Consider the following 22,582-nt stretch of genomic DNA (forward strand, 5'->3'; position numbering starts at 1 on the left):
GCGGCGAGCGGATCGCTGATGCCGGAGGCGCTGCCGCTGGTGCCGGACGAACCGCCGCTGAAGGTGCCTGGCTGCGACCCGCTGCTCATGGCTGCCAGGGCAGCCGGGGTGTCCATCAGCGCCGCCGACGATGCCGGCGCCGGCTGGAAGAACGGATCGTCGAAGCCCGTGGTCGGGAAACCACTCGGCTGTGAACTGCCTGACGCGAAGACGGCGAACGGATCGTCCGCCGGCAGCGCGGCCGCCGGCGCCGCCGCAGCGGTGGGAGCGCCCTGGGCCACCGTGAACGAGAAATGCCCGAGCTGCGCGATTTCGCCGGCAGCCAGCACCACGTGCTGCCCGGAGCTGATCTCGCCGCGCCCGGTCATCAGCGAGTTGACGCGGGACAGCACCTCGACGCGGGCACCGCCTTCGCTCCACTGGATGGACAGGTGCTGCCGCGAGATCAGGCGCTCGGTGTCCGGCAGGTAGACGCCCGCGTTGGGATCACGGCCGACCACGATGGCCGGCGCGCCTGGATGAAGAACCGCGGTTTGGCTGAACGACGGTCCGGAGAAATGCACGAGAAGGGACACGTGTTACGCCCTGGAGGTCTCCTTGCCGGTGTGGCAAGGAAGAGGTGTTTACGTAAGATTGTGAGTCAGATATTATCAAGATGTAAAGCCTGCGAAGTGCCGTTTCCAGAGGGAAACGCGCTCCTCGAAAGGGCGAAGTTGTAACAACAGCCTCGGGGAAGACATGAGCGATATCAGCCGGTCGAAGCTATTCCAAAAGCTCGACGCCAGCACCTTCAAAGCTCTCGAATCGGCCACTGTCTTCTGCAAGCTCAGGGGCAATCCGTACGTCGAATTCGTCCACTGGCTGTTCCAGCTCAAGCAGGTCGAGAACGGCGACCTGGAGCAGGTGGTCAAGCAGTTCGGGCTCGACGCGGGCCGGCTGACGGCGGACTTCACGTCCGCCCTTGACAAGCTGCCGCGCGGCGCCAGTTCCATCTCCGACCTGTCCTCGCACATCGACGAAGCGGTCGAGCGCGCCTGGACCTATGCGTCGGTCATGTTCGGCTCGCCGCGGGTGCGCACGGCGCACCTGCTGATCGGCGCGCTCAAGACCGGCACGCTGCGCAACGCCCTGTTCGCCATCTCGCGCGAATTCGAGAAGGTCAAGGTCGACCGGCTGGTCGACGAGTTCGACGCCATCTTCGGCGGCAGCGTCGAGTCCGCCGGTGCCGAGGCCACGGGCGAGGACCTGGGTGCCTCGTCCGGCTCGATGGCGGCCGGCGGCGCCAAGGACAGTGCGCTGGCCAAGTATTCGCAGGACCTCACCGCCAAGGCCGCCGCCGGCGAGATCGATCCCGTGCTGGGCCGCGACCACGAGATCCGGCAGATCGTCGACATATTGATGCGGCGACGGCAGAACAACCCCATCCTCACCGGCGAGGCGGGCGTGGGCAAGACCTCGGTGGTCGAAGGCTTCGCACTGCGGGTGGTCAAGGGCGACGTGCCGCCGGCGCTGCGCGGCGTGCGCATCTGCTCGCTGGACCTCGGCATGCTGCAGGCCGGCGCCAGCATGAAGGGCGAGTTCGAGAACCGCCTGCGCCAGGTCATCGACGAGGTGCAGTCCTCGGCCACCCCCATCATCCTGTTCATCGACGAGGCCCATACGCTGATCGGCGCGGGCGGCGCCGCCGGCACTGGCGATGCCGCCAACCTGCTCAAGCCGGCGCTGGCGCGAGGCAAGCTGCGCACCGTGGCGGCTACTACCTGGGCCGAGTACAAGAAGTACTTCGAGAAGGATCCGGCGCTGACCCGCCGCTTCCAGGTGGTGCAGGTCGGCGAGCCCGACGAGGACAAGGGCATCCAGATGCTGCGCGGCGTGGTGCCGGTGCTGGAGAGCCACCACAAGGTCGAGATCCTCGCCAGCGCCGTCGAGTCGGCCGTCAAGCTGTCGCACCGCTACATCCCGGCGCGCCAGCTGCCGGACAAGGCCGTCAGTCTGCTGGACACCGCCTGCGCCCGCGTGGCGGTCAGCCAGTACGCGACGCCGGCGCCGATCGAGGAGCGCAACCGCCAGCTGGAGGTGCTGCAGACCGAGCAGGAGATCCTGCAGCGCGAGACGCAGTTCGGCACCGACCACGGCAAGCGGCTGGCCGAGATCCAGGCCGACATCGCGCGCCTGTCGGACGAGCTGGGCAACCTGCAGATGCGCTGGGACGCCGAGAAGGACCTCACGCACAAGATCCTCGACATCCGCCGCGCCATGCGCGAGCAGCCGGACCAGGCCGACGGCCGCAAGGGCGAGCTCGCCGCCGCCCAGGACGAACTGCGCAAGCTGCAGAAGGACGACCAGCTGGTGATCCCCACCGTGGACGACATGGTGGTGGCCTCGGTGGTGCAGGACTGGACCGGCATCCCCGTGGGCAAGATGGTCGGCGACGAGATCCAGAACATCCTCAAGCTCGCCGATACGCTGGACAAGCGCGTCATCGGCCAGCGCCACGGGCTGGAGATGATCGCCAAGCGCATCCAGACCTCGCGCGCGAAGCTGGACAACCCGAACAAGCCGATCGGCGTGTTCATGCTGTGCGGCCCCTCCGGCGTCGGCAAGACCGAGACCGCGCTGGCCCTGGCCGACGCGCTGTACGGCGGCGAGCAGAACGTCATCACCATCAACATGAGCGAGTACCAGGAGGCGCACACCGTCTCCTCGCTCAAGGGTGCGCCCCCCGGCTACGTGGGCTACGGCGAAGGCGGCGTGCTGACCGAGGCGGTGCGCCGCAAGCCTTACAGCGTGGTGCTGCTCGACGAGGTGGAGAAGGCCCACCCCGACGTGCACGAGATCTTCTTCCAGGTGTTCGACAAGGGCTGGATGGAAGACGGCGAGGGCCGCTACATCGACTTCAAGAACACGCTGATCCTGCTGACCTCCAACGCGGGCACCGACACCGTCATGCAGCTGTGCGCCGATCCCGAGCTGGCGCCGGAGCCGGAGGAGGTCGCCAAGGCGCTGCGCGCGCCGCTGCTCAAGGTGTTCCCGCCGGCCCTGCTGGGGCGCATCGTCACCATCCCGTACTACCCGCTGTCCGACGACATGCTGGCCAAGATCATCCGCCTGCAGCTCGATCGCATCGTCAAGCGCTTCGGCGAGAACCATGACGCGCAGCTGTCGTACACGCCGGCGGTGGTGGAACTGGTGGCCTCGCGCTGCACCGAGGTGGAGAGCGGCGGCCGCATGATCGACGCGATCCTGACCAACACCATCCTGCCGCGCCTGTCGGAGATCGTGCTGGGCCGCCTGATCGACCAGCAGCCGGTGCGCAGCATCGCGGTGGACGTGGTCGACAAGGATTTCAGCTACCAGGTCGGCTGACCCGCCCCACGGCACTCCCCCCACATCCATGTCGATCAGCAACGCCCGGGTGATCTGGTCGGAAGGCCTGTTCCTCCGTCCCCACCATTTCCAGCAGCAGGAGCGCTTCCTCGAAGCGCTGATCGACGCCCGCCTGCAGGCGCTGACCGGATTCGCCTACGGCTTCCGCCAGCTCACCGTCGACAACGCCCTGCTGCTGCAAGGCAAGTTCAACCTCGCCAAGGCCGAGGGGCTGCTGCCCGACGGCACCGCCTTCAGCCTGCCGTCGGACGCCACGCAGCTGGCGCCGCTGGACGTGCCCGAGACCGTGCGCGACGAGCTGGTCTACCTGTGCGGGGTGCTGCGCCGTCCCGGCCAGAAGACCGCGGCGCTGGAAGACGGCAAGCGCCGAACCCGCTTCATCGGCCGCGACACGGTGGTGTCCGACACGGTGCTGGGGTTCGACTCGGAGGCCGAAGTCAAGGTCGGCGTCCTGAGCCTGTCGCTCAACCTCGCCAGCACGCTCGACGGCGAACTGGCCGCCATGCCGGTGGCCCGCATCCGTGAGCGCAAGGGGCAGGTGATCGAGCTCGACGAGGACTACGTGCCGCCGCTGCTGGACCTGATGGCCCACCCGCGAGCGCGGGGCTGGATCGAGGAGCTGTACGGCCTGGTCAAGCAGCGCGGCGATGCGCTCGCGGGCCGCATCGGCGCCCCCGGCACCAAGGGCGTGGCGGAGTTCGCCGACTTCATCCTGCTGCTGGCATGCAACCGCAGCCAGCCGCTGCTGGACCAGATGCGGCACACCACGCCGCTGCACCCGCTGCAGGCCTACAACGAGCTGGTCAAGCTGGCCGGCGAGTGCGCCACCTTCGTGCAGGCCACGCGCCGGCCGCCGCAGTTCGACCGCTACGACCACGATGCGCTGGCCGACAGCTTCGTGCCGGTGGTCGAGGAGATCCGCAGGACGATGGCATCGGTGATGGACTCCAACGTGGTCCAGATCCCGCTGACGCTGGTGGCGCGCGGCCTCTATGGCGCCGACATCGCCGACCCGCGCCTGATCGGTTCGGCCTACTTCGTGCTGTCGGCGGCGGCGCAGGTGCCGCGCGAGACCCTGCGCGCCACGCTGCCGACGCAGGTCAAGATCGGCCCGCCCGACAAGATCCGCGACCTGGTCATGACCAACGTGCCGGGCATCCGCATCGAGCCGATCGACGCCCCGCGGCAGATCCCGTTCCACGCCAACTTCTGCTACTTCCAGCTCGACCTGCAAAGCGAGTTCTGGGCCTCGGTCAAGACCAGCCGCAAGCTGGCCCTGTACGTGGCCGGCGAGCTGCCCGGCCTCGAGCTGCAGTGCTGGGCCATCCGTACCTGAGCGCCGTCACCTCCGCCAGCCCGCCATGCAGTCATCCAACGACGACGCCACCCTCCTGTTCCGCCCCGCCGCTGCCATGTCCTTCGCGGCCGCGCCGCAGCCGCAGGCGGCTCCCGTCGACACGCGCCAGATCGCCCAGCTGGCCGCGATCAACCCGGTCATCGCCGCCGCCAACCCGCTGCTGATGATGGTGCCCACCCTGCGGCTGCCGCATCCGCCGGCGGACGTGGCGGCCACCCGGGCCAGGCTGGTCGAGATGCTGCGCGACTTCGACGCCGCCGCCCTCAAGCAGGGCGTGGCCGACGACCAGCGCAACATCGCCCGCTACGCGCTGTGCACGCTGATCGACGAGGCGATCCAGATGACGCCGTGGGGCACTGCGGCCAACTGGGCGCAGCACAGCCTGCTGATCCATTTCTTCAAGGAGAACTGGGGCGGCGAGAAGTTCTTCCAGATCCTGGACCGCATGTCCGAGACGCCGGAGCGCTTCCGGGCCCTGCTGGAGCTGTTCTACGTCTGCCTGGCGCTGGGTTTCATGGGCCGCTTCCACCTGCAGGGCGCCAGCGGGCGGCAGGCAGTGGCCGACCTGCGCGAGCGCCTCTACGTGCTGATCCGCCGCAGCCAGGCCGAAGGCGACCGCACCCTCTCGGGCCACTGGAAAGGCGTGGACATCGAGCCGCGTCGCTTCCGTGGCTTCGCCATCTTCGGCATCGTGGCCGCACTGTGCGCGCTCCTCGGCCTGGGCTTCTATGCCTGGTACAGCTTCGCGCTCGCGGCCCAGGTCGAGGAACTGGGCATCGGCCAGCTCGCGCTGAAGAAGACCCCGCTGGTCAAGGCCGCGGTGGCGCCGGCGGCCAAGCCGCGGCTGGCGCAGCTGCTGGCACCGGAGATCGAGGCGCGCCAGGTCTCGGTCAGGGACCTGCAGCTCGAATCCACCGTCACCCTGCTGGGCGAGGGCATGTTCGAGTCGGGCAGCGCGGTCCCCACCGCCAAGTCCGCGCAGCTGCTGGAGAAGGTGGCGGCGGCGCTCGACCAGGTCGAGGGCCAGATCGTCGTCACCGGCCACACCGACAACGTGCCGCCGCGCACGCTGCGCTACGCCTCAAACTTTGCGCTGTCCAAGGACCGCGCCGCCAACGTCATGCGGCTGATCGCCGCGCGGCTGAAGGATGCCGGGCGCATCACCGCCGAGGGGCGGGGCGAGGCCGAACCCGTGGCCGGCAACGACACCGCCGAAGGGCGGGCGCAGAACCGCCGCGTGGAAGTCACGCTGCGCGTGCCGAACACCCTGCAGTAGAGAGGAACCGGTTCGTGAGTGCATTGCCCTGGAAGCGCTGGCTGATCGGCGCCGTCATCGTCCTGGTGCTGGCGCTGCTGGTCTGGTTCGCCGGGCCGCTGGTCGCGATCGGCCAGACGCGCATCGCCGAGACCTCCGCCAGCCGCTGGATCCTCATCGGGCTGGTCGTGCTGGCCTGGCTGCTGATCGAGGCCGGCCGCGTGCTGCTCGAGCGGCGGCGCAACAAGAAGTTGATCGAGGACCTGGCCAAGCCCGGCGAGGACGAGTCGATCTCGCGCGAGGAGGCCCAGGTGCTGGGCAAGCGCTTCGCCGAGGCGCTGGAGGTGCTCAAGTCGGCCAAGCTGGGCGGCGGCTCGGGCAGCCGGATGCTGTACCAGCTGCCCTGGTACATGTTCATCGGCGCCCCCGGTTCCGGCAAGACGACGGCGCTGGTCAACTGCGGGCTGCGTTTCCCGCTGGCCGCGCCGGGCAGCGCGGGCAGCGCGGTGGGCGGCATCGGCGGCACACGCAACTGCGATTGGTGGTTCACCGACCGCGCGGTGCTGATTGACACCGCCGGCCGCTACACCACCCACGACAGCAACGAGAAGGTCGACCGCTCGGCCTGGACCACCTTCCTGCAGTTGCTGAAGCGGCACCGGCCGCGCCAGCCGATCAGCGGGATCATGGTCACCCTCAGCGTGAGCGACCTGCTCGGCTTCTCGCCGCAGGAGCGGCAACGCTATGCCCAGGTGGTGCGCGCGCGGGTGGACGAACTGCAGCGCGAACTGGGCCTGCAATTCCCGGTCTACGTGCTCGTCACCAAGTGCGACCTGGTGGCCGGCTTCAGCGAGTTCTTCTCCACCTTCGACGCCGAGCAGCGCGCCCAGGTCTGGGGGATCACCTTCGACCTGGACATCAAGGCCCGGCTGGCCGAGAACGCCCGCGAGGGCTTCGATCGCGAATTCCCGGCGCTGCTGGCCCGGCTGAACGACCTGCTGCTGGCCCGCCTGCAGGACGAGCGCGATCCGGAGCGCCGCATCGCGCTGTACCCGTTCCCGCAGCAGTTCGCCGCCATCGGGCCGCTGGTGTCGGAGTTCCTCTCCGCCGCCTTCGGCGACTCGACGTTCACCGACCGCGCGATGGTGCGCGGCGTCTATTTCACCAGCGGCACGCAGCAGGGCGCGCCGATCGACCGCCTGCTCGGCTCGCTGGCCAGCAGCCTGAATTTCTCCGCTTCGTCGGCCTCGGCCAGCCGCGCGGGCGGCGCGGGCGTGCTGGGAGGCGCGGCCAAGAGCTTCTTCCTGACCCGGCTGATGTCCGAGGTGATCTTCCCCGAGGCGGGACTGGCCGGCCACAGCGAGCAGCGCGAGACACGGCTGCGGCGCCTGAACTGGGCCATGGTGGTGGGCACGGCGCTGCTGGCCACCGGGCTGGTGGCCGCGTGGACCGTCAGCTACTTCGGCAACAAGGCCGCACTGGCCGATGCCGCCGGCGCAGCCCGCAAGGCCAAGGCCGCGCTCGACCAGGTCGGCCCGCCGTCGCCGTCCGACCTGCCGGTGCTCGTTTCTGCGCTCGGCACCGTGAAGGCGGTGCCACTCGCCGTGCACGATCCGGTGGAGGATCCGCCGCTGCGCATGGAGTGGGGCCTGTACCAGGGCGACTCGGTCAAGGAGCAGGTCGACGAGCGCTACCGCCATGCGCTGCAGCAGGGGCTGCTGCCCCGCATCGCGCTGCAGCTCGAAACCATCATGGGGTCGCCGCGCGTCAAGCCGGAAGCGGTGTACGCGGCGCTCAAGGCCTACCTGATGATGTACGACATGAAGCGGCTGCATCAGCCCTTCTTCGTCGCCACCATCGTCGAACTGTGGCACGCGGCGGGCATCGACCGCGAGATGGTGGCCGTCGCGCGCGAGCACCTGGAGGAACTGGTGCGCTCGCGCGACCTGCAGGTGGCGCGCTTCCACCCGCTCGATGAGGCGGTGGTGGCCGCCGCCCGCGACCGCGTCGCCGCCGGTTCGATGATCGACCGCGCCTACAGCCTGATGCGGCTGTCCGGCGGCGGCGGGCCCGGCATCCGGCTGAGCGAAGTGGTAGGCCCGGCCGGCGTCGGCGTGCTGCAGCGCGCTTCCGGTGTCTCGCTGGCCGAGCCGATCGACTACATCTTCACCCGCGAGGGCTACCTCAAGGCGGTGCGGCCGCGCATCAAGGACCTGGTCGCCCAGCTGTCGGCGGAGGAGGCGTGGGTCATGGGACCGCGCGCTTCGGGCCTGGGGCGCGCCAGTTCGTCGGAGCTGGAAAGCGCCGTGCTGCAACGGTTCCTGGCCGACTACCGGGCGACCTGGGAGGGCGTGCTGCGCGACGTGCAGGTGCGCCGCATCGACGGCATCCGCACCGCCATGTCGGTGTCCCAGGTCCTGGGCCAGAGCGATTCGCCGCTCAAGCGGCTGGTGGCCCTGGTGGCCGAGCAGACGCGGCTCACCAGCCAGGACGCGGCCACCGCCACCGCCTCGGCGGCGACCGAAGCGGCCAAGGCCCGCATCCGCGACACCGCCGCGCGCGAGACCAGCGGCATCTTCGGCAGCGGCTCCGCGGCCGTGTTCGCCGCTGCCATCCCCGGCGCCCAGCAGGACCCGATCCGCGCGCAGGAACTGGCTTTGGAGGAGCAGTTCGCCTCTGTGCGGCGGCTGGCCGGCGACGGCAAGGGGCCGGCCGAGATCGACGCCGCCATCGCCCTGATCAACGACATCTTCAACGAGCTGGTGGCGCTGCAGCAGCGGCTGGGCTCCGGCCAGGGCCTCAAGGAGATGCCGCCGGCGCTCGGCAAGGCCAAGGCCCAGGCCGACCGCTTCGGCGTGCCGGTGGCCGGCGCCATCAAGTCGCTGGTCGACTATGCGGGGCAGGAGGCGTCCGGGGGCGTGCGGCGCGAGGTCAAGGCCGGCGTCGGCGGCGCGTCGGCGATGTGCCAGCGTGCCATTCCCGGCCGCTATCCGTTCGTGCGCGCGTCCACCCAGGACACCGGCGTGCAGGACTTCGTCAACGTCTTCAAGGCGGGTGGCGACCTCGACGCCTTCTTCAATGCCAACCTGGCCAGCTACGTCGACAAGTCGGGCGGCGTCTGGCGCCTGAAGGGCTCGGGGGAGGGCGCACCGCCCGTGTCCGCCGCCACGCTGCGGCAGTTCCAGAACGCGGACGCCATCCGTACCGCCTTCCTGAACGGCGGTGCGGCGCCGGCCGTCACGGTCGACGTCAGCCTGCTGTCGGGCGACGGCGAAGTGGCGATCGAGTACGACGGCGCCGTGCAGAAGCTGCGGGTCGGGTCGGGCAGTGCCCGGCTGGCGTGGCCCGCCAAGCCGGGCGCGCGACTGACCGTGAACGGCCAGCAGGCCGCGGCGGCCGAGGGCGCGTGGGCGCTGTTCCGCCTGGTCGACAAAGGCACGGTCGACCCCGCCAGCACCGGCGACCGGCTGCGCGTGTCCTACGCCGCCGGCGCCTCGCGCGCGCTGCTGGAATTGCGCACCGGCAGCGCCGCCTTCAATCCATTCCGGCTGCGGGAGCTCGAGGCCTTCAGCTGCCCGCGCGAATAAGGGAAACACGAGAACATGGCCAACGTCGGGCTGTTCGGCAAGCTGCCGACCGTCGGGGATTTCGTCAGCCGCGGCCTGTCGCCGGCGCTCTGCGAGCGCCTCGACCAGCTGCTCCAGGGCGCCCTGGTGGCGGCCACCCGCGACGGCGCGGATGCGCGCCAGGTGATGGAGCAGGCCGCGCCGCTCATGGTGTCCATCCGTCCGGGTGCCCTCTGTGGCACCGGGTTCACGGGGGTGTGGATTCCTTCGCGCGACCGGGTCGGTCGCGTGTTCCCGCTGTGCGTGGGGCGCGAGACCGCGCCGGACCAGTCCCAGGTGCCGCTGCTGTGGCCCTCGCCGGCGCTCACGCGCCTGCTGTGCACGTCCGTGGTCAAGGCGCTGCAGGCGCAGGCCGGGCCCGATGAAGTGGTCGCCGCCCTGCCGCCGGCCGCCGAGTGGGACGCGGCCGCGGTGGAGCGCATTCCGTTCAGCGACATGGGGGACGAGACAGTGCCGGCCGTCTCCAGCGAGAGCCGCCTGTTCGCGCTCGCCGGGCCGGAGGCGGGCATGCCCCTGGGCAACCGGGCGCTGTGCAGCCGCCTGCCCTGGATCGTGCAGCTGCTGGGGACGCGGGTGGCGCCGGACGGATCGGCCGAGTGCTACTTCGCCAGCCGTGGCGTGGAACCGGCCCAGCACTACGCGGCGCTGTTCGACGGCCGCTGGACGCAGTGGCAGTGGGACGGCTACGAAGCCGCCGAGCCGGTTGCCGGCGGTCAATCCTCTTGACAATTCTTGCAGCTCATTTCATAGTGAAACACGTTCTAACAACTGCCGCAGTTCCCTTCCGCGGCGCCGCCTTCCAAAGCGAAAGCACGCGACGCGAATGATTCCCGAGCAACTCCTTCTGCCCGTATCCGACGAGGAGCCGACCGGAGTCGAGGGCGTCTACACCACCGCCTTCCAGGAACTGGTCGCGCTGGCCGAGTACATCGGCGCGCGGCTGCAGCAATCCGAACTGGATCGGCTGGCGAAGATCGACTACGTCGGCGAGAACGCCGAATCGGACCGCCGCACTGCCGAAGCCAATGCCGAGGATGCACGCCGCACCCTCGAGCGCGCCGAGGCCAGCGTCAAGGAGCTGACCGGCCGCAGCCCATCGCCCGAAGGCGCGCGCAACGACATGGCCACGCGCGCGCGCAAGATGCTGGAGGACTCCAGCAAGGACCTGCGCATCGTCCAGCACCTGGCACTGGCCTGGACCGGCCAGAACGGCCTGGCCGGCTATTCCGATGCCTTCCGGCTGGCCGAGGAACTGATGCTGCGTTTCGGCGACGCGCTCCATCCGCGCCCCGACGAGGACGATCCCACCGACGTCTCGGCGCGCGAGATGGTGGTCACCGAGATGCTCAACGGCGAAGCCTTCCTGCAGGCGATGCGCGAATGCGTCGTGCTGGAGTCGCCTGCCGTGGGCCGCTACACCGGCCGCGACGCCGAGGTGATCGACGGGCGCCTGGAGGACGACCAGGCGGGCGGCCCGCGTTCGCCGCAGCAGATCGCCGCCATCGCGCAGGCCCAGGCCCCGACCCTCTCGTTCGACAGCGGCGACGACCTGCTGCGCGACCGCATTGCCGTCGTCGACGAATGCCTGGACGCCGCCCGCAGCGTGATGGGCCGGTTCGACGCCGGCGCCATCCTGGGCGACCGCGTGTTCCAGCTGCTGGAGCGCATCCGCTCGCAGCTGTCCGCGGCCCTGCAGCCGGACGCGGACGGCTTCGCGGCGGCCGATGCCCCGGCCGCCGGCCCGATGGGTGCGAGCGCGGGCACGGCGCTGTCGGTCAACGGACTGCGCAGCCGCGAGGATGCCCGCCGCCTGATCCTGGAGGTCTCGCGCTTCATCGAGGCGACCGAGCCCAGCCACCCCGCGCCCTTCTTCCTGAAGCGGGCCGAGCGGCTGCTGGGCGCGCGCGACTTCTTCGAGATCCTGCGCGACATGGCGCCCGATTCCATTTCCGAGCTGGAGCGCATCACGGGCCACCGCGACAGCGCCTCCGAAACCTTCTGAATTCCCAAGGAGCCTCCATGAGCACGAGCAGCCAGAAGTTCATCGCCCGCAACCGGGCCCCCCGTGTCCAGATCGAGTACGACGTCGAGACCTTCGGCGCCCAGAAGAAGGTGAACCTGCCCTTCGTCATGGGCGTGATGGCCGACCTGGCCGGCAAGAGCGAGTCGGAGGAGGCGAAGAAGGCGGTCGGCGATCGCAAGTTCCTCGAGATCGACGTCGACAACTTCGACAGCCGCATGGCTGCCATCAAGCCCAAGCTGTCGTTCCAGGTCGACAACGCGCTGACCGGCGAAGGCAAGATGCCCGTCGAGATCGAGTTCGAGAGCATGGAGGACTTCTCGCCCGCGAAGGTCGCGGCCAAGGTGGACTCGCTCAAGAAGATGATGGAGGCGCGCAACCAGCTCGCCTCGCTGCTCACCTACATGGACGGCAAGTCCGGCGCCGAGGAACTGCTGGCCAAGGTGCTGCAGGACCCGGCCCTGCTCAAGAGCATCTCCGAGCTGCCCAAGGGCGACGCGGCAGCCGGTTGATCACCACCTTCCACACCCAACACCAGCATTCGAAGAATCGGGGTATCACATGGCGACCACGCAGAACGAGCAGAGCGCATTGGCGCAGGTCCAGGTCGAGGAACTCGGCGACCTGGCGAGCCTGCTGAAGAAGGAATTCAAGCCGCGCACCGACGGTGCCAAGGAGGCGGTCGAGAGCGCCGTGCGCACGCTGGCCGAGCAGGCCCTGGCCGACACGCGGCTGCTCAAGGACGATGTCGTGCAGTCGATCGAGGCGCTGATCCAGGCCATCGACAAGAAGCTCGGCGCCCAGCTCGACCGGATCCTGCACCACCCGGACTTCCAGCAGCTCGAAGGCGCCTGGCGCGGCCTGCACTACCTGGTGAACAACACCGAGACGGACGAGACGCTCAAGATCAAGGTGCTGAACATCAGCAAGAAGGACCTGGGCAAGACCTTCAGCAAGTTCAAGGGCACCGCCTGGGACCAGTCGCCGCTGTTCAAGCAGATCTACGAGGCCGAGTTCGGCCAGCTTGGCGGTGTGCCGTTCGGCGCGCTGGTGGGCGACTACCAGTTCGACCACAGCCCGCCCGACCTGGAGATCATGAAGGGCATGGCGCAGATCGCCGCGGCCGCGCACGCGCCCTTCATCTCCTCGCCCAAGCCCTCGCTGTTCCAGATGGAGTCCTGGCAGGAGCTGAGCAACCCGCGCGACCTGACCAAGATCTTCCAGACGCCCGAGTACGCCGCCTGGCGCAGCTTCCGCGCGTCGGACGACTCGCGCTACGTGGGGCTGGCGATGCCGCGCTTCCTGGCGCGCCTCCCTTACGGCGAGAAGACCAACCCCTGCGACGGCCTGGCCTACGAGGAGACGGTGGTCGGCGGCGCGCATGACCAGTACACCTGGGCCAACTCCGCCTACGCCATGGCCACCAACATCGGCCGCTCGTTCAAGCTGTACGGCTGGTGCACCTCGATCCGCGGGGTGGAGTCGGGCGGTGCCGTCGAGGGCCTGCCGACCCACACCTTCAGCACCGACGACGGCGGGGTCGACACCAAGTGCCCGACCGAGATCGCCATCAGCGACCGCCGCGAAGGCGAGCTGGCCAAGGCCGGCCTGATGCCGCTGGTGCACCGCAAGCACAGCGACTTCGCCGCCTTCATCGGCGCGCAGTCGGTGCACCAGCCGGCCGAGTACGACGACCCGGCGGCCAGCGCCAATGCCGCGCTCGGCGCCTGCCTGCCGTACATCTTCGGCACCAGCCGCTTCGCCCACTACCTCAAGTGCATCGTGCGCGACAAGGTCGGCCGCAGCGACTGGAACACCGCCACCGCGGTGCAGCGCCACCTGCAGAACTGGATCCTGAACTACGTCGACGGCGACCCCGAAGGCTCCAGCGAAGTGGTCAAGGCCACCCACCCGCTCGCGGCCGCCGAAGTCGTGGTCACCGAGAACAAGTCCAAGCCCGGCTACTACGGCGCGCAGTTCTTCCTGCGCCCGCACTACCAGCTCGAGGGGCTGAACGCGTCCCTGCGCCTGGTGTCCGAGCTGCCCTCGCAGCGCGCCAACTGACCTTCCCAACCCACTGAACCGAAAAAAGCACAAGGAGCGAGAACATGGCAGTCGACATCCACATCAAGATCGATTCGATCCCCGGCAACTCCGAGATCAAGGGCTTCGAGGGCCAGATCCAGCTGGAGAGCTTCTCCTGGAACATGCAGCAGACCACGTCGTTCAGCCGATCCAGCGGCGGCGGCGCGGGCAAGGTGAACATGGGCGACATGACCTTCGTGCACGCCGTGGACAAGGCCACGCCCAAGCTGATGATCGCCTGCTGCACCGGCGCCCACCTGAAGGAAGCCATCCTGACCTGCCGCAAGGCCGGCGGCGAGAGCTCGGTGGACTTCCTGAAGATCACGCTGACCGACGTCATCGTCTCCGGCGTGGCGCCCTCGGGCACCAACGACGGCGACACCCCGACGGAGACCGTGAGCCTGGCCTTCGCCGAGTACAAGATCGAGTACCAGGAGCAGGACAACAAGGGCGCCAAGAAGGGCGGCCCGGTGATCGCCGGCTTCTCGATCCAGAAGAACGCCAAGACGGCCTGACGGCACCTCGGCGCAACCGGGCCCCGGCGCGAGAGCCCCGGGGCCCGGTCGTGCCGGACCCACCATGTCCCAGACCTTGGACCAGTTCTTCGAGGAAGCGAAGGCGCGCGCCAAGAGCGCGCCGGACGACCTCGCCGCCCGCAGCGCCTTGTGGCAGATCTTCGCCGCGCGCGGCGAGTACGCCCGTGCGCGCCACCAGCTCGACATCATCCCCACCCTGGACGGCACCTGGACGATCGAGGCGCAAGCCTGCCAGGGCCTGCTCGACGCCGAGCTGAAGCGGCAGAAGGTCTTCGCCGGCGAGGAACCGCCGGCCTGCCTCGGTTCGCCGCCCGAGTGGTTCGCCCAGCAGGTGGCCGCGCTCAAGTGCCTGGGCGAAGGCCGCAAGGACGCCGCCCTGCCGCTGCTGGAGGAAGCCTGGAACAGCGGAGAGCCGTGTCCGGGAACGGTGAACGGTGCTCCGTTCGAATGGGTGCGGGATGGCGATGCGCGCCTGGGCCAGTGCCTGGAGCTGATCGTCCAGGGCCGCTACTACTGGGTGCCCTGGGACCGCGTCCACAAGCTGGAAACCCGCCCGCCCACCGAGATCCGCGACCGCCTGTGGCAGCCCGCCATGATCCAGCTGACGGAGGAGGGGGCTATCGAGGCCTTCATTCCCGTGCGCTACCCGGGTCCGCGCGACGACGCGGAGACCCTCGCGCGCCGCATCGATTGGGAGGAGATCGGCCCGGACCTGTTCATCGGATACGGCCAGAAGTGCGTGGTGACCGAGTCCGATTCGATCGGCTACCTCGACATCCGCGAGCTCACACTGCGCCAACAGCCGGCACAGGCCTGAGCTCACGATGAACGTCTTCCTGCCCTGCCTGCTGGAGCGGTGGTCGAGCGCCGGGGGCTCGCGCACCGGCGTACGGGGCGCGCTCAACACCTGGCAGGACGTCCGGCGCGACGTGATGCGCAACCTGGAATGGCTGCTCAACACGGAGGCGCCGGCGCGCCTGGGCAGCCGGCGCGACATCCCCGACGCGGTGATGGACTCGGCCCTGTGCTTCGGCATCGAGCCGTACTCGGGCCGCGCCCAGTCCAGCCTGACGCCCAGCGAGGTGGCGTGGAGCATCCGCCAGCGCATCCTCGCGTTCGAGCCCCGCATCCACCGCCACAGCCTGGAGGTGCACGTCACCGACAGCGACGGGCACATGCGCTTCAACAAGATGCGGTTCACGGTGGTCGGCCAGCTGCGGGCCGACCCGATGCCGATCGAATTCATCGCGCAGGCCGAAATCGACACCGACACCGGCGAAGCGCGCGTCGGCAGCTAGGCCCCGCAGTCCATGGATCCGCGCATCATCGACCTCTACAACGAGGAGCTGCTGCACCTGCGCAGCGAGGCGGCGGAATTCGCGCGCGAGTTCCCCGACCGGGCGGCGGCCCTCGCGCTGGACGACAAGCGGGTCGAGGACCCCTACGTCGAGCGCCTGCTGGAAGGCGTGGCCTACCTGGCGGCGCGGGTGCGCCTGAAGCTCAATGCGCAGTACCCGCTGTTCACCCAGCAGCTGCTGGACGTGCTGTTCCCGGGCTGGCTGGATCCCACGCCCTCGGCCTGCGTGCTGCGCGTGCAGCCCGACGTCGCCAGCGGCGAGCTGATGCAGGGCGTGGCGATCCCGCGCGGAACGCCCCTGCGCGGCACCATCCCGGGCAACTCGGAGGTGCGCTGCGACTTCCAGACCACGCGCGACCTGCAGCTGCTGCCGATCGAGCTGCGCTCGGCGCAGTACATCGCGGCGCGGCCGGAAGACGCGACGCTGCCGTCGATCGGCCAGCGCCCGCTGTCCAGCCTTCGGCTGGAACTGGAGCTGGCGGCGGAAGGGCAGTTCTGCGACCTGCCGCTGGATCGCCTTCCGCTGTACGTGACCAGCGCCGACGTGTTCGGCAGCCAGTTGATGGAGCTGCTGGGTGGACGCTGCCTCTCCATCGGCGTCTCGGCCGAAGCGTCACCGCGGTCGGCCCACTGGCTCCCCGGCCGCCAGCTGGTGCATATCGGATTCGGCGACGACGAGGCCATGCTGCCGGTGCCGGTCCGGGGCCATGCGGGTTACCGGGTGCTCAAGGAGTACGCAGCGCTGCCGGACAAGTTCCGGTTCGTGGAACTGACCGGGCTTCAGCCGGTGCTGAAGGCTGTCCGCTCGCGCAAGCTGTACCTGCACTTCCATTTCTCCGGCGTCTTCAACCGCCTCGAGAGCGCCGTGAAGGCCAACTCGCTGGCGCTGTTCTGCGTGCCCGCCATCAACCTGCGCGAGCGCCAGCTCGACCGGGTCGACATCAATCCCGGCCTCACCGAATTCCACCTGCGCGGCGACGCGATGCGTCCGCGCGACCACGAGGTGATCCAGGTGACGGGCGTGCTCGGCGGCGGGGGCGGCGGGGAGCGGCGCTTCTCGCCGGTGTTCGCCGCCGTGTCCTCCGGCCGCATGGCCTCGGAAAGCTACTACGTGCTGCGGCGGGAGAAGCGGCGCCTCACGCAAACCGAGCTGGCCGGGCGGGCGGTGAGCTACGCCGGCTCCGAGCTGTTCATCTCGCTCAGCGAGCCGGCCACGGCGCCGTATGGCCGCGACCTGCAGTACCTGTCGGTGCGGGCGCTGTGCTCCAACCGCGACATGCCGCTGTTCCTGAAGGCGCAGCGGGCCGATGCGCGCTACGACTTCCTGGACACGCTGCCGGTGCGTCAGATCGAATGCCTCGCCGGTCCCTCGGTGCCGCTGGCGTCGCCGGTGGACGGCTTCGATCCGTGGATCGCCTTGAGCCACCTGTTCGCCAACTACCTGTCGCTGTTCGACTCCGGCAAGGCGGAAGGCGCGGAAGTGCTCAAGGCGGTGCTGGGCCTCTATGCGACGGTGCCGGGACACTTCCTGCTGCGCCAGGCCGAAGGCCTGACCTCCGTCGGCGCCGAGCAGGTCACGCGCCGGGTGCCGGGCGGCGGGCCGTTGGCCTTCGGCCGTGGGGTGGTGGTGCGATTGGGCATGAGCGACCGCGCCTTCGACGGCGGCTCGCCCTTCCTGCTTGCATCGGTGCTGGAGCACCACCTGGCCGCCCACGTTTCCATCAACTCCTTCGTCGAAACCCAGGTCGAACTCACCGACCGGGCGGAGACCTTGCGATGGCCCTCGAGATTCGGACGCCGCCCCACCTTCTGAACGAGCTGCGCGCCGTGCAGGAAGGTCCCGCGGGCGAGGCGGTGCTGCAGGCACTGCGCGCGGCCATGGAGCAGCGCCTGCAAGCGCCGGCCGGCAGTGCCCAGCCGTGGACGCTGCAGGAAGCGCTGGCGGTTCTCGACCCGCAGGAGCGCACCATCCATCTGTTCGCCGCCATCCGGCTGCTGGAGGGTGCGCAGCCCGGCCAGCTGCGCCTGGGGTATTCGCACCTGGCGGAGGAGGACGCGGTCCGCATCGACCAGCAACTGCTGCTGGAGTTCGCACGCACCGAGGTGACCCAGGTCGAGGAGCCGCGCGGCGCAGCGACGTCCAAGCGCCCCACGGTCACCCAGACCGCGATGGGCCTCACCGGCCCCAACGGCCCGCTGCCGTACACCTGGACGGAGTTCGCGCACGACCTGGCGCATTCCGCCTACCGCGCCGAGCGTGACGGCAGCTTCGTCGCCTGGCTCAACGTGATCCAGCGGCGCCAGGTCGCCTTCCTGTACCGGGCCTGGAGCGACAGCGTGGCGGTGGTGGGCGCCGATCGCCCGCAGCAGCCGCATCCGCTGTCCGACCGTTTGCGGGCCCTGGCCGGCGTGGCGCTGGCGGACACCCATGCGCGCGACAGCGTGAACCCCGCCTTCAAGAGTGCCTTCGCGGCGGTGCTGTCGCGGCGCGTGCGCAGTCCCCAGCCCCTGGAGGCCATGCTCAGCGACTACTTCGAACTGCCGGTGCGGGTCGAGGAGTTCGTGCCCCGCTGGCTGGACATCCCGGATGGCCAGCGCACCGGGCTGGGCGTGCAGTTCACGCGGCTGGGGGAGGACGCCGTGGCAGGGGACCGCGTGTGGGATTGCGCCACCAAGTTCCGCATCTGCATCGGTCCGATGGACCTGGCCCGCTACCGCGACTTCCTGCCGCATGGCAGCGCCTATGCCGAACTGGGCGACCTGGTGGCGCTGTACGCCGGGCCCGAGTTCGAATGGGACCTGGTGCCCATCTTGCAGCGAGGCGAGGTGCCGTACAGCTGGCTGGGCAACAAGGGGCTGCTGCTCGGGTGGTCGTCCTGGCTAGGGGTGCGCTATGACGCCACCGATGCCGCCGACCTGAACCTGCCGATGGCGCCGGATTTCAGCGCCCGCGCGCCCCAGGGGCTGCCGGCATGAGATCGCGATCCGCCTTGATGGCCGCTGCCCCGGTGGGCACACTGCGACCCCGACTTGAAAGCTGAACCATGGCAGCACGTTCCCTCGACATCGAGACACCGCTGGGGCCTGGCGCCTTCCTGCTGATCGAATTCAGCGGCCAGGAGCACCTGTCCAGGCTGAGCCAGTTCACGCTGCGCCTGAAGTGCAAGGAGCCCGACATCTCGGCGCGCAAGATGCTCGGCCAGAACGTCACCGTGCGGGTCGAACTGCACCAGGGCAAGGCGCGCTACTTCAACGGCTACGTCACGCGCTGGAGCGGCGTGACCGAGCAGCGCGACTCGATCGACGGCGTCAAGCAGACCCGCACCTACGTCTATGAAGCCACGGTCCAACCGTGGCTGTGGTTCCTCTCCCGCCAGTCGAACAGCCGGATCTTCCAGAACAAGACCGTGCCCCAGATCGTGGAGGAGGTGTTCAAGGCCTACGGCGGCCTGGCCAGCTTCCGGAACAAGACCACCGGCAGCTTTCCCGAATGGGAGTTCTGCTGCCAGTACCGGGAAACGGACTTCAACTTCGTCTGCCGCCTGATGGAGCAGGAGGGCATCTACTGGTTCGTCGAGCACGAGAACGGCAAGCACGCCATCACGCTCGTCAACAACAGCAGCAGCCACCAGCCGTACCCCGGCTTCGAGGAGATCCGGTTCGACCAGGAGGACCGGTCGCAAGCGGAGATGCTCAACACCTGGTTCGGGCAGCAGGAGATCCAGCCGGGGCGCTACACGGTCGACGACTACAACCCGCTGACGCCCAGGACCAACCTGCTGACCTTCGCCGACAAGTCCGGCGACCACCCGTTCAACGACCTGGAGTTCTTCGACTACCCGGCCGAGTACGACGACCCGGCCGACGGCGACCACTACGCGCGCATCCGCATCGACGAACTGCACGCGCAGCACCTGGTCTTCTCGGGCTCGGGCAACGTCCGCGGTTTCCAGCCCGGCTGCGTGTTCCAGCTCTCGCGCCACCCGGTCGAGGCGCACAACACCAAGCACCTGGTCGTGGGCGCGATCTATTCCGCCACGGGCAACGCCGAGACCAGCGGCTCCAGCGAAGGCTTCGAGTTCAGCAGCAGCATCACGGCGATCCCCGCCCGGCAGCAGTACCGGCCGCCGCGCATCACGCCCAAGCCGGTGGTGCAGGGCCCACAGACTGCCGTCGTGGTCGGTCCCTCGGGCGAGGAGATCTACACCGACAAGTACGGCCGCATCAAGGTCCAGTTCCGCTGGGATCGCTACGGCAAGGCCGACCAGAACAGCAGCTGCTGGATCCGCGTGTCGCAGTCGCTGGCGGGCAACGGGTATGGCGCCTGGGCCCTGCCGCGCCTGGGGCAGGAGGTGGTGGTCGAATTCCTCGAGGGCGACCCGGACTGGCCTATCGTCACCGGCAGCGTCTACAACGGCGAGAACCTGCCGCCCTGGAAGCTGCCCGAGGAGAAGACGCGCTGGGGCTTCAAGACGCGCAGCAGCAAGGGCGGCGGGGCCTCCAACTTCAACGAGCTGCGGTTCGAGGACAAGAAGGGCAGCGAAGAGGTCTACATCCACGCCGAGAAGGACCACACCCTCTACACCAAGGACAAGCGCACCGAGTACGTGGGCGGCGAGAGCCACCTGAACGTGAAGAAGGACGTGCTCGAGAAGCTGGAAGCCGACACCCACCGGGACGTGAAGGGCGACGACATCGCCAAGGTCGGCGGCGGCGTCCACCTGAAGGTGGACCAGGACTGGCAGGGCAAGGCGGGCACCCGGTTCGCGGTGGACGCCGGCCAGGAGATCCACATGAAAGCCGGCACGACGCTGGTGCTGGAGGCCGGCGCCCGGCTCTCGCTCAAGGTCGGCGGCAGCTTCATCGACATCAACGCCAGTGGCGTCTACATCAAGGGACCGATGGTGATGGTCAACTCCGGCGGCTCGGCCGGCAGCGGCAGCGGGGCGTCGCCCAAGGCGCCGAAGAACACCGAGAAGGCGCACGACTCGGTGGGCGGGACGGACAAGCCGTGGTCGAAGAAGGCGGCGGCGCTGAAGGCGGCCCGGGCGTCGTCCACGCCGTTCTGCGAGATCTGCAACGACTGACGGGCGCTGCATGGCACAACTGTCGGATCTCTGGACCAGCTGGCGCGACGCGCAACGCCCCGCCCCGTACATGTTGCTCGATGCAGCGGGATTGGAGCAGGGCGCCGCCGGGATTCCGCGCGAGGCCTTCTCCGAACTGGAATGCCTGTTCACCGGCGACCTGGCCACCGAGCTGGGGGACGTCGCCCCCTACCTGGCGCGCCTGGCCGGCTGGGACGACATGGTGCGGAACACGGCGGACCAGCTGCTGCGCGCCCATCTGGGCATGCTGGTGTTGCCGGCGCTGTCCATGCAGGCGCTGACCTTTGCGGAGCTGCACCGCCACTTCCGCAAGCACAACGTGGTGTACGGACCTGAGGGCAATCCCCTGTTCTTCCGCTACTACGACCCGCGCGTGCTGCCGGATGTGCTCGAGGTTTTCGATGCCGGACAGCTGGAGGCCTTCTTCGGGCCGGTGGAGCAGCTGATCCTGGTCGATTCGGCCGGGCGGACGGTCACCTGCAGCCGGCAGGCCGGCAAGCTGGTGACGGCCGGGTGAGGACGCGGAAGCCAGGCACGATGACGATTGCCATCGAGGACGACAAGTGCGGTTCGACGGGCCGGCGCCGGGCGCGAACGAACGCCTGTGCGTGGAACTCACCGGCGGCGATGGAGCGTCCCGCTGGGGCGTCGTGCTGCGTTGCACCGTCGAGGGCAACCGGGTGCTGATCCCGGCATCCGCCCTGGCACAGGCCCGGCTCGGCAAGGCCCGGCTCTACGTCGGGTTGACCCGGCGCGAATCGGTTGCTGCCGACCTGGCCATCACCCATGCGGTCGGGTCGGAACGCATGGTCGACGTGAAGGATTAAGGCCGCGCCATGCCCCTGCAGGTCGTCAACACAGCCCAACTCGCGTGCTCCCAGGGCACGGCGCCTAGCGCCTTGGTGGTGCTGCCGGTCAACCGGGTGTTCTCGGGCAACCAGCCCGCGGCGAACATCATGGACCACAAGCCGATGGTGAACATCCTGCCGTTCGGCATGTGCCGCAGCCTGGCCAATCCGACCGTGGCCGCGGCCACCTCGGCTGCGCAGGGCGTGCTGACGCCGATGCCCTGCGTGCCGAACACCCCGGCGCCTTGGACGCCCGGCGCCACCACGGTGCTGCTGGCGAACGCGCCGTCGCTCGACAACACGTGCAAGCTGGCCTGCGTCTGGGCCGGCACGATCAGCGTGGTGTCACCCGGGCAGGCGACCCACGTCATTCCCTGATCGAAGCGCCCCGGCGGGGCGGGGCAGGGCAGGCGATCAGCGCAGCCGGATCGCCTGGGCGACCGTTTCGCCCCGCTCGATGGCCTGCTGGTTCCAGCGCAGGGCCTGCGCCATGTCGCGGTCTATGCCCGGCGCGCCGCGGGCGTAGATCTCTCCCAGGCGCTTGGCGGCGCCGCCGCTGCCCGAGGCCGCCGCCTCGCGGTAGCTGCGGACGGCCTCCACGAGCTTGCCCTCGATCTCGGCGGCGCGCGCCCGCGCCAGCGCCTGCTGCCACTGGGCCGACTGGCTGTCCACCACCGTCGGCGCGGTCAGCCGGGCATGGCTTGCCGGACCGGGCGGCGGGTTGTTCTGGGTGCCGACGAGCAGGACGGCGGCAAGGCCAACGACTGCAAAAGTGCTCATGGAAGGACTCCTGTTCGTTCCGGCGGGAATCGAGGCCGAAACCGGACGGCAAGCCGCCGGTTTCGACGCCACGGATGATACAGGTGTAAGTGAGTGCAGCAGCGCCACTGGGCGTACGCACGGGCTTGGTTGCATTACCCAAATGAGGAGTGGTCGAGGCGGTTGCGGCGGGGTATTTCGCTCCCGTGTCTATTCCAGCCGACATTCCCAAAACGGGCGATTG

The 22,582-nt window shown here is 69.3% G+C and carries 19 protein-coding genes; 17 read left to right on the forward strand and 2 right to left on the reverse strand.

All coding sequences use genetic code 11. The annotated features are described in order from the left end of the window. Positions 1-575: FHA domain-containing protein (locus VEC03_RS05390; RefSeq protein WP_324913299.1), on the reverse strand; the 575-nt coding region annotated here is incomplete at its 3' end. A gap of 163 nt (positions 576-738) precedes the next feature. Between VEC03_RS05390 and tssH the strand changes: the two genes are divergently transcribed. From tssH to VEC03_RS05475, 17 genes are all read left to right on the forward strand, one after another. Beyond that, positions 739-3,366 (forward strand): type VI secretion system ATPase TssH, encoded by a 2,628-nt coding sequence (tssH, locus tag VEC03_RS05395; protein WP_324913301.1) that lies wholly within the window; start codon positions 739-741, stop codon positions 3,364-3,366. A 28-nt stretch (positions 3,367-3,394) separates the two neighbouring features. After that, on the forward strand, positions 3,395-4,723 hold the full coding sequence (gene tssK / locus VEC03_RS05400) for a type VI secretion system baseplate subunit TssK (RefSeq protein ID WP_324913303.1): 1,329 nt from the start codon (positions 3,395-3,397) through the stop codon (positions 4,721-4,723). Positions 4,724-4,748: 25 nt separating this feature from the next. Further along, positions 4,749-6,020, forward strand: coding sequence for a type VI secretion system protein TssL, long form (tssL, locus tag VEC03_RS05405; RefSeq protein WP_324913307.1), 1,272 nt, complete (start codon positions 4,749-4,751; stop codon positions 6,018-6,020). A gap of 14 nt (positions 6,021-6,034) precedes the next feature. Next, entirely contained in the window at positions 6,035-9,586 is a 3,552-nt protein-coding gene (gene tssM, locus VEC03_RS05410; protein ID WP_324913309.1) for a type VI secretion system membrane subunit TssM, read from the forward strand. 15 nt (positions 9,587-9,601) lie between these two features. After that, the gene (gene tagF, locus VEC03_RS05415; protein ID WP_324913311.1) at positions 9,602-10,351 is read left to right on the forward strand and encodes a type VI secretion system-associated protein TagF; all 750 of its coding nucleotides are present in this window, start codon (positions 9,602-9,604) and stop codon (positions 10,349-10,351) included. Positions 10,352-10,448: 97 nt separating this feature from the next. After that, positions 10,449-11,627, forward strand: a complete 1,179-nt coding sequence (locus VEC03_RS05420) for an ImpA family type VI secretion system protein (RefSeq protein WP_324913313.1) — start codon at positions 10,449-10,451, stop codon at positions 11,625-11,627. Positions 11,628-11,644: 17 nt separating this feature from the next. Continuing rightward, complete coding sequence (gene tssB, locus VEC03_RS05425; protein ID WP_324913315.1) at positions 11,645-12,157, forward strand: type VI secretion system contractile sheath small subunit; 513 nt, start codon at positions 11,645-11,647, stop codon at positions 12,155-12,157. A 49-nt stretch (positions 12,158-12,206) separates the two neighbouring features. Beyond that, positions 12,207-13,709 carry a type VI secretion system contractile sheath large subunit gene (gene tssC / locus VEC03_RS05430; RefSeq protein ID WP_324913317.1) on the forward strand — a complete coding sequence of 501 codons (1,503 nt, stop codon included), beginning with the start codon at positions 12,207-12,209 and terminating at the stop codon, positions 13,707-13,709. 44 nt (positions 13,710-13,753) lie between these two features. Next, positions 13,754-14,245 (forward strand): type VI secretion system tube protein Hcp, encoded by a 492-nt coding sequence (locus tag VEC03_RS05435; RefSeq protein WP_324913319.1) that lies wholly within the window; start codon positions 13,754-13,756, stop codon positions 14,243-14,245. A 64-nt stretch (positions 14,246-14,309) separates the two neighbouring features. After that, positions 14,310-15,083, forward strand: a complete 774-nt coding sequence (locus VEC03_RS05440; protein WP_324913321.1) for a type VI secretion system accessory protein TagJ — start codon at positions 14,310-14,312, stop codon at positions 15,081-15,083. 7 nt (positions 15,084-15,090) lie between these two features. After that, positions 15,091-15,564: a type VI secretion system baseplate subunit TssE gene (locus VEC03_RS05445; RefSeq protein ID WP_324913323.1), complete on the forward strand. Its 474-nt coding sequence runs from the start codon at positions 15,091-15,093 to the stop codon at positions 15,562-15,564. Positions 15,565-15,576: 12 nt separating this feature from the next. After that, positions 15,577-17,436 (forward strand): type VI secretion system baseplate subunit TssF, encoded by a 1,860-nt coding sequence (gene tssF, locus VEC03_RS05450; protein ID WP_324913325.1) that lies wholly within the window; start codon positions 15,577-15,579, stop codon positions 17,434-17,436. Beyond that, the gene (gene tssG / locus VEC03_RS05455) at positions 17,400-18,599 is read left to right on the forward strand and encodes a type VI secretion system baseplate subunit TssG (RefSeq protein ID WP_324913327.1); all 1,200 of its coding nucleotides are present in this window, start codon (positions 17,400-17,402) and stop codon (positions 18,597-18,599) included. The genes tssF and tssG overlap by 37 nt, the downstream gene beginning before the upstream one ends. Positions 18,600-18,667: 68 nt before the next feature. Then, positions 18,668-20,710: a type VI secretion system Vgr family protein gene (locus tag VEC03_RS05460; RefSeq protein WP_324913329.1), complete on the forward strand. Its 2,043-nt coding sequence runs from the start codon at positions 18,668-18,670 to the stop codon at positions 20,708-20,710. A gap of 10 nt (positions 20,711-20,720) precedes the next feature. Continuing rightward, positions 20,721-21,248, forward strand: a complete 528-nt coding sequence (locus VEC03_RS05465) for a DUF4123 domain-containing protein (protein WP_324913330.1) — start codon at positions 20,721-20,723, stop codon at positions 21,246-21,248. Positions 21,249-21,294: 46 nt separating this feature from the next. Continuing rightward, the gene (locus VEC03_RS05470; RefSeq protein WP_324913332.1) at positions 21,295-21,558 is read left to right on the forward strand and encodes a hypothetical protein; all 264 of its coding nucleotides are present in this window, start codon (positions 21,295-21,297) and stop codon (positions 21,556-21,558) included. Between the two features lie 9 nt (positions 21,559-21,567). Further along, positions 21,568-21,957 (forward strand): DUF4280 domain-containing protein, encoded by a 390-nt coding sequence (locus VEC03_RS05475; protein ID WP_324913334.1) that lies wholly within the window; start codon positions 21,568-21,570, stop codon positions 21,955-21,957. Between the two features lie 36 nt (positions 21,958-21,993). Here the strand turns inward: VEC03_RS05475 and VEC03_RS05480 are convergent, their stop codons facing one another. Then, on the reverse strand, positions 21,994-22,359 hold the full coding sequence (locus tag VEC03_RS05480; RefSeq protein WP_324913336.1) for a hypothetical protein: 366 nt from the start codon (positions 22,357-22,359) through the stop codon (positions 21,994-21,996). Positions 22,360-22,582 lie beyond the last annotated feature (223 nt).

Source organism: Ramlibacter sp. (assembly GCF_035627355.1).
GTDB lineage: Bacteria > Pseudomonadota > Gammaproteobacteria > Burkholderiales > Burkholderiaceae_C > Ramlibacter.

Excerpts from the sequence above, each read along its gene's own strand:
- tssH (WP_324913301.1), top strand. The coding sequence starts at position 739 with ATGAGCGATATCAGCCGGTCGAAGCTATTCCAAAAGCTCGACGCCAGC.
- tssK (WP_324913303.1), top strand. The coding sequence starts at position 3,395 with ATGTCGATCAGCAACGCCCGGGTGATCTGGTCGGAAGGCCTGTTCCTC.
- tssL (WP_324913307.1), top strand. The coding sequence starts at position 4,749 with ATGCAGTCATCCAACGACGACGCCACCCTCCTGTTCCGCCCCGCCGCT.
- tagF (WP_324913311.1), top strand. The coding sequence starts at position 9,602 with ATGGCCAACGTCGGGCTGTTCGGCAAGCTGCCGACCGTCGGGGATTTC.
- VEC03_RS05420 (WP_324913313.1), top strand. The coding sequence starts at position 10,449 with ATGATTCCCGAGCAACTCCTTCTGCCCGTATCCGACGAGGAGCCGACC.
- tssB (WP_324913315.1), top strand. The coding sequence starts at position 11,645 with ATGAGCACGAGCAGCCAGAAGTTCATCGCCCGCAACCGGGCCCCCCGT.
- tssC (WP_324913317.1), top strand. The coding sequence starts at position 12,207 with ATGGCGACCACGCAGAACGAGCAGAGCGCATTGGCGCAGGTCCAGGTC.
- VEC03_RS05435 (WP_324913319.1), top strand. The coding sequence starts at position 13,754 with ATGGCAGTCGACATCCACATCAAGATCGATTCGATCCCCGGCAACTCC.
- VEC03_RS05440 (WP_324913321.1), top strand. The coding sequence starts at position 14,310 with ATGTCCCAGACCTTGGACCAGTTCTTCGAGGAAGCGAAGGCGCGCGCC.
- VEC03_RS05445 (WP_324913323.1), top strand. The coding sequence starts at position 15,091 with ATGAACGTCTTCCTGCCCTGCCTGCTGGAGCGGTGGTCGAGCGCCGGG.
- tssF (WP_324913325.1), top strand. The coding sequence starts at position 15,577 with ATGGATCCGCGCATCATCGACCTCTACAACGAGGAGCTGCTGCACCTG.
- tssG (WP_324913327.1), top strand. The coding sequence starts at position 17,400 with ATGGCCCTCGAGATTCGGACGCCGCCCCACCTTCTGAACGAGCTGCGC.
- VEC03_RS05460 (WP_324913329.1), top strand. The coding sequence starts at position 18,668 with ATGGCAGCACGTTCCCTCGACATCGAGACACCGCTGGGGCCTGGCGCC.
- VEC03_RS05465 (WP_324913330.1), top strand. The coding sequence starts at position 20,721 with ATGGCACAACTGTCGGATCTCTGGACCAGCTGGCGCGACGCGCAACGC.
- VEC03_RS05475 (WP_324913334.1), top strand. The coding sequence starts at position 21,568 with ATGCCCCTGCAGGTCGTCAACACAGCCCAACTCGCGTGCTCCCAGGGC.
- VEC03_RS05480 (WP_324913336.1), bottom strand. The coding sequence starts at position 22,359 with ATGAGCACTTTTGCAGTCGTTGGCCTTGCCGCCGTCCTGCTCGTCGGC.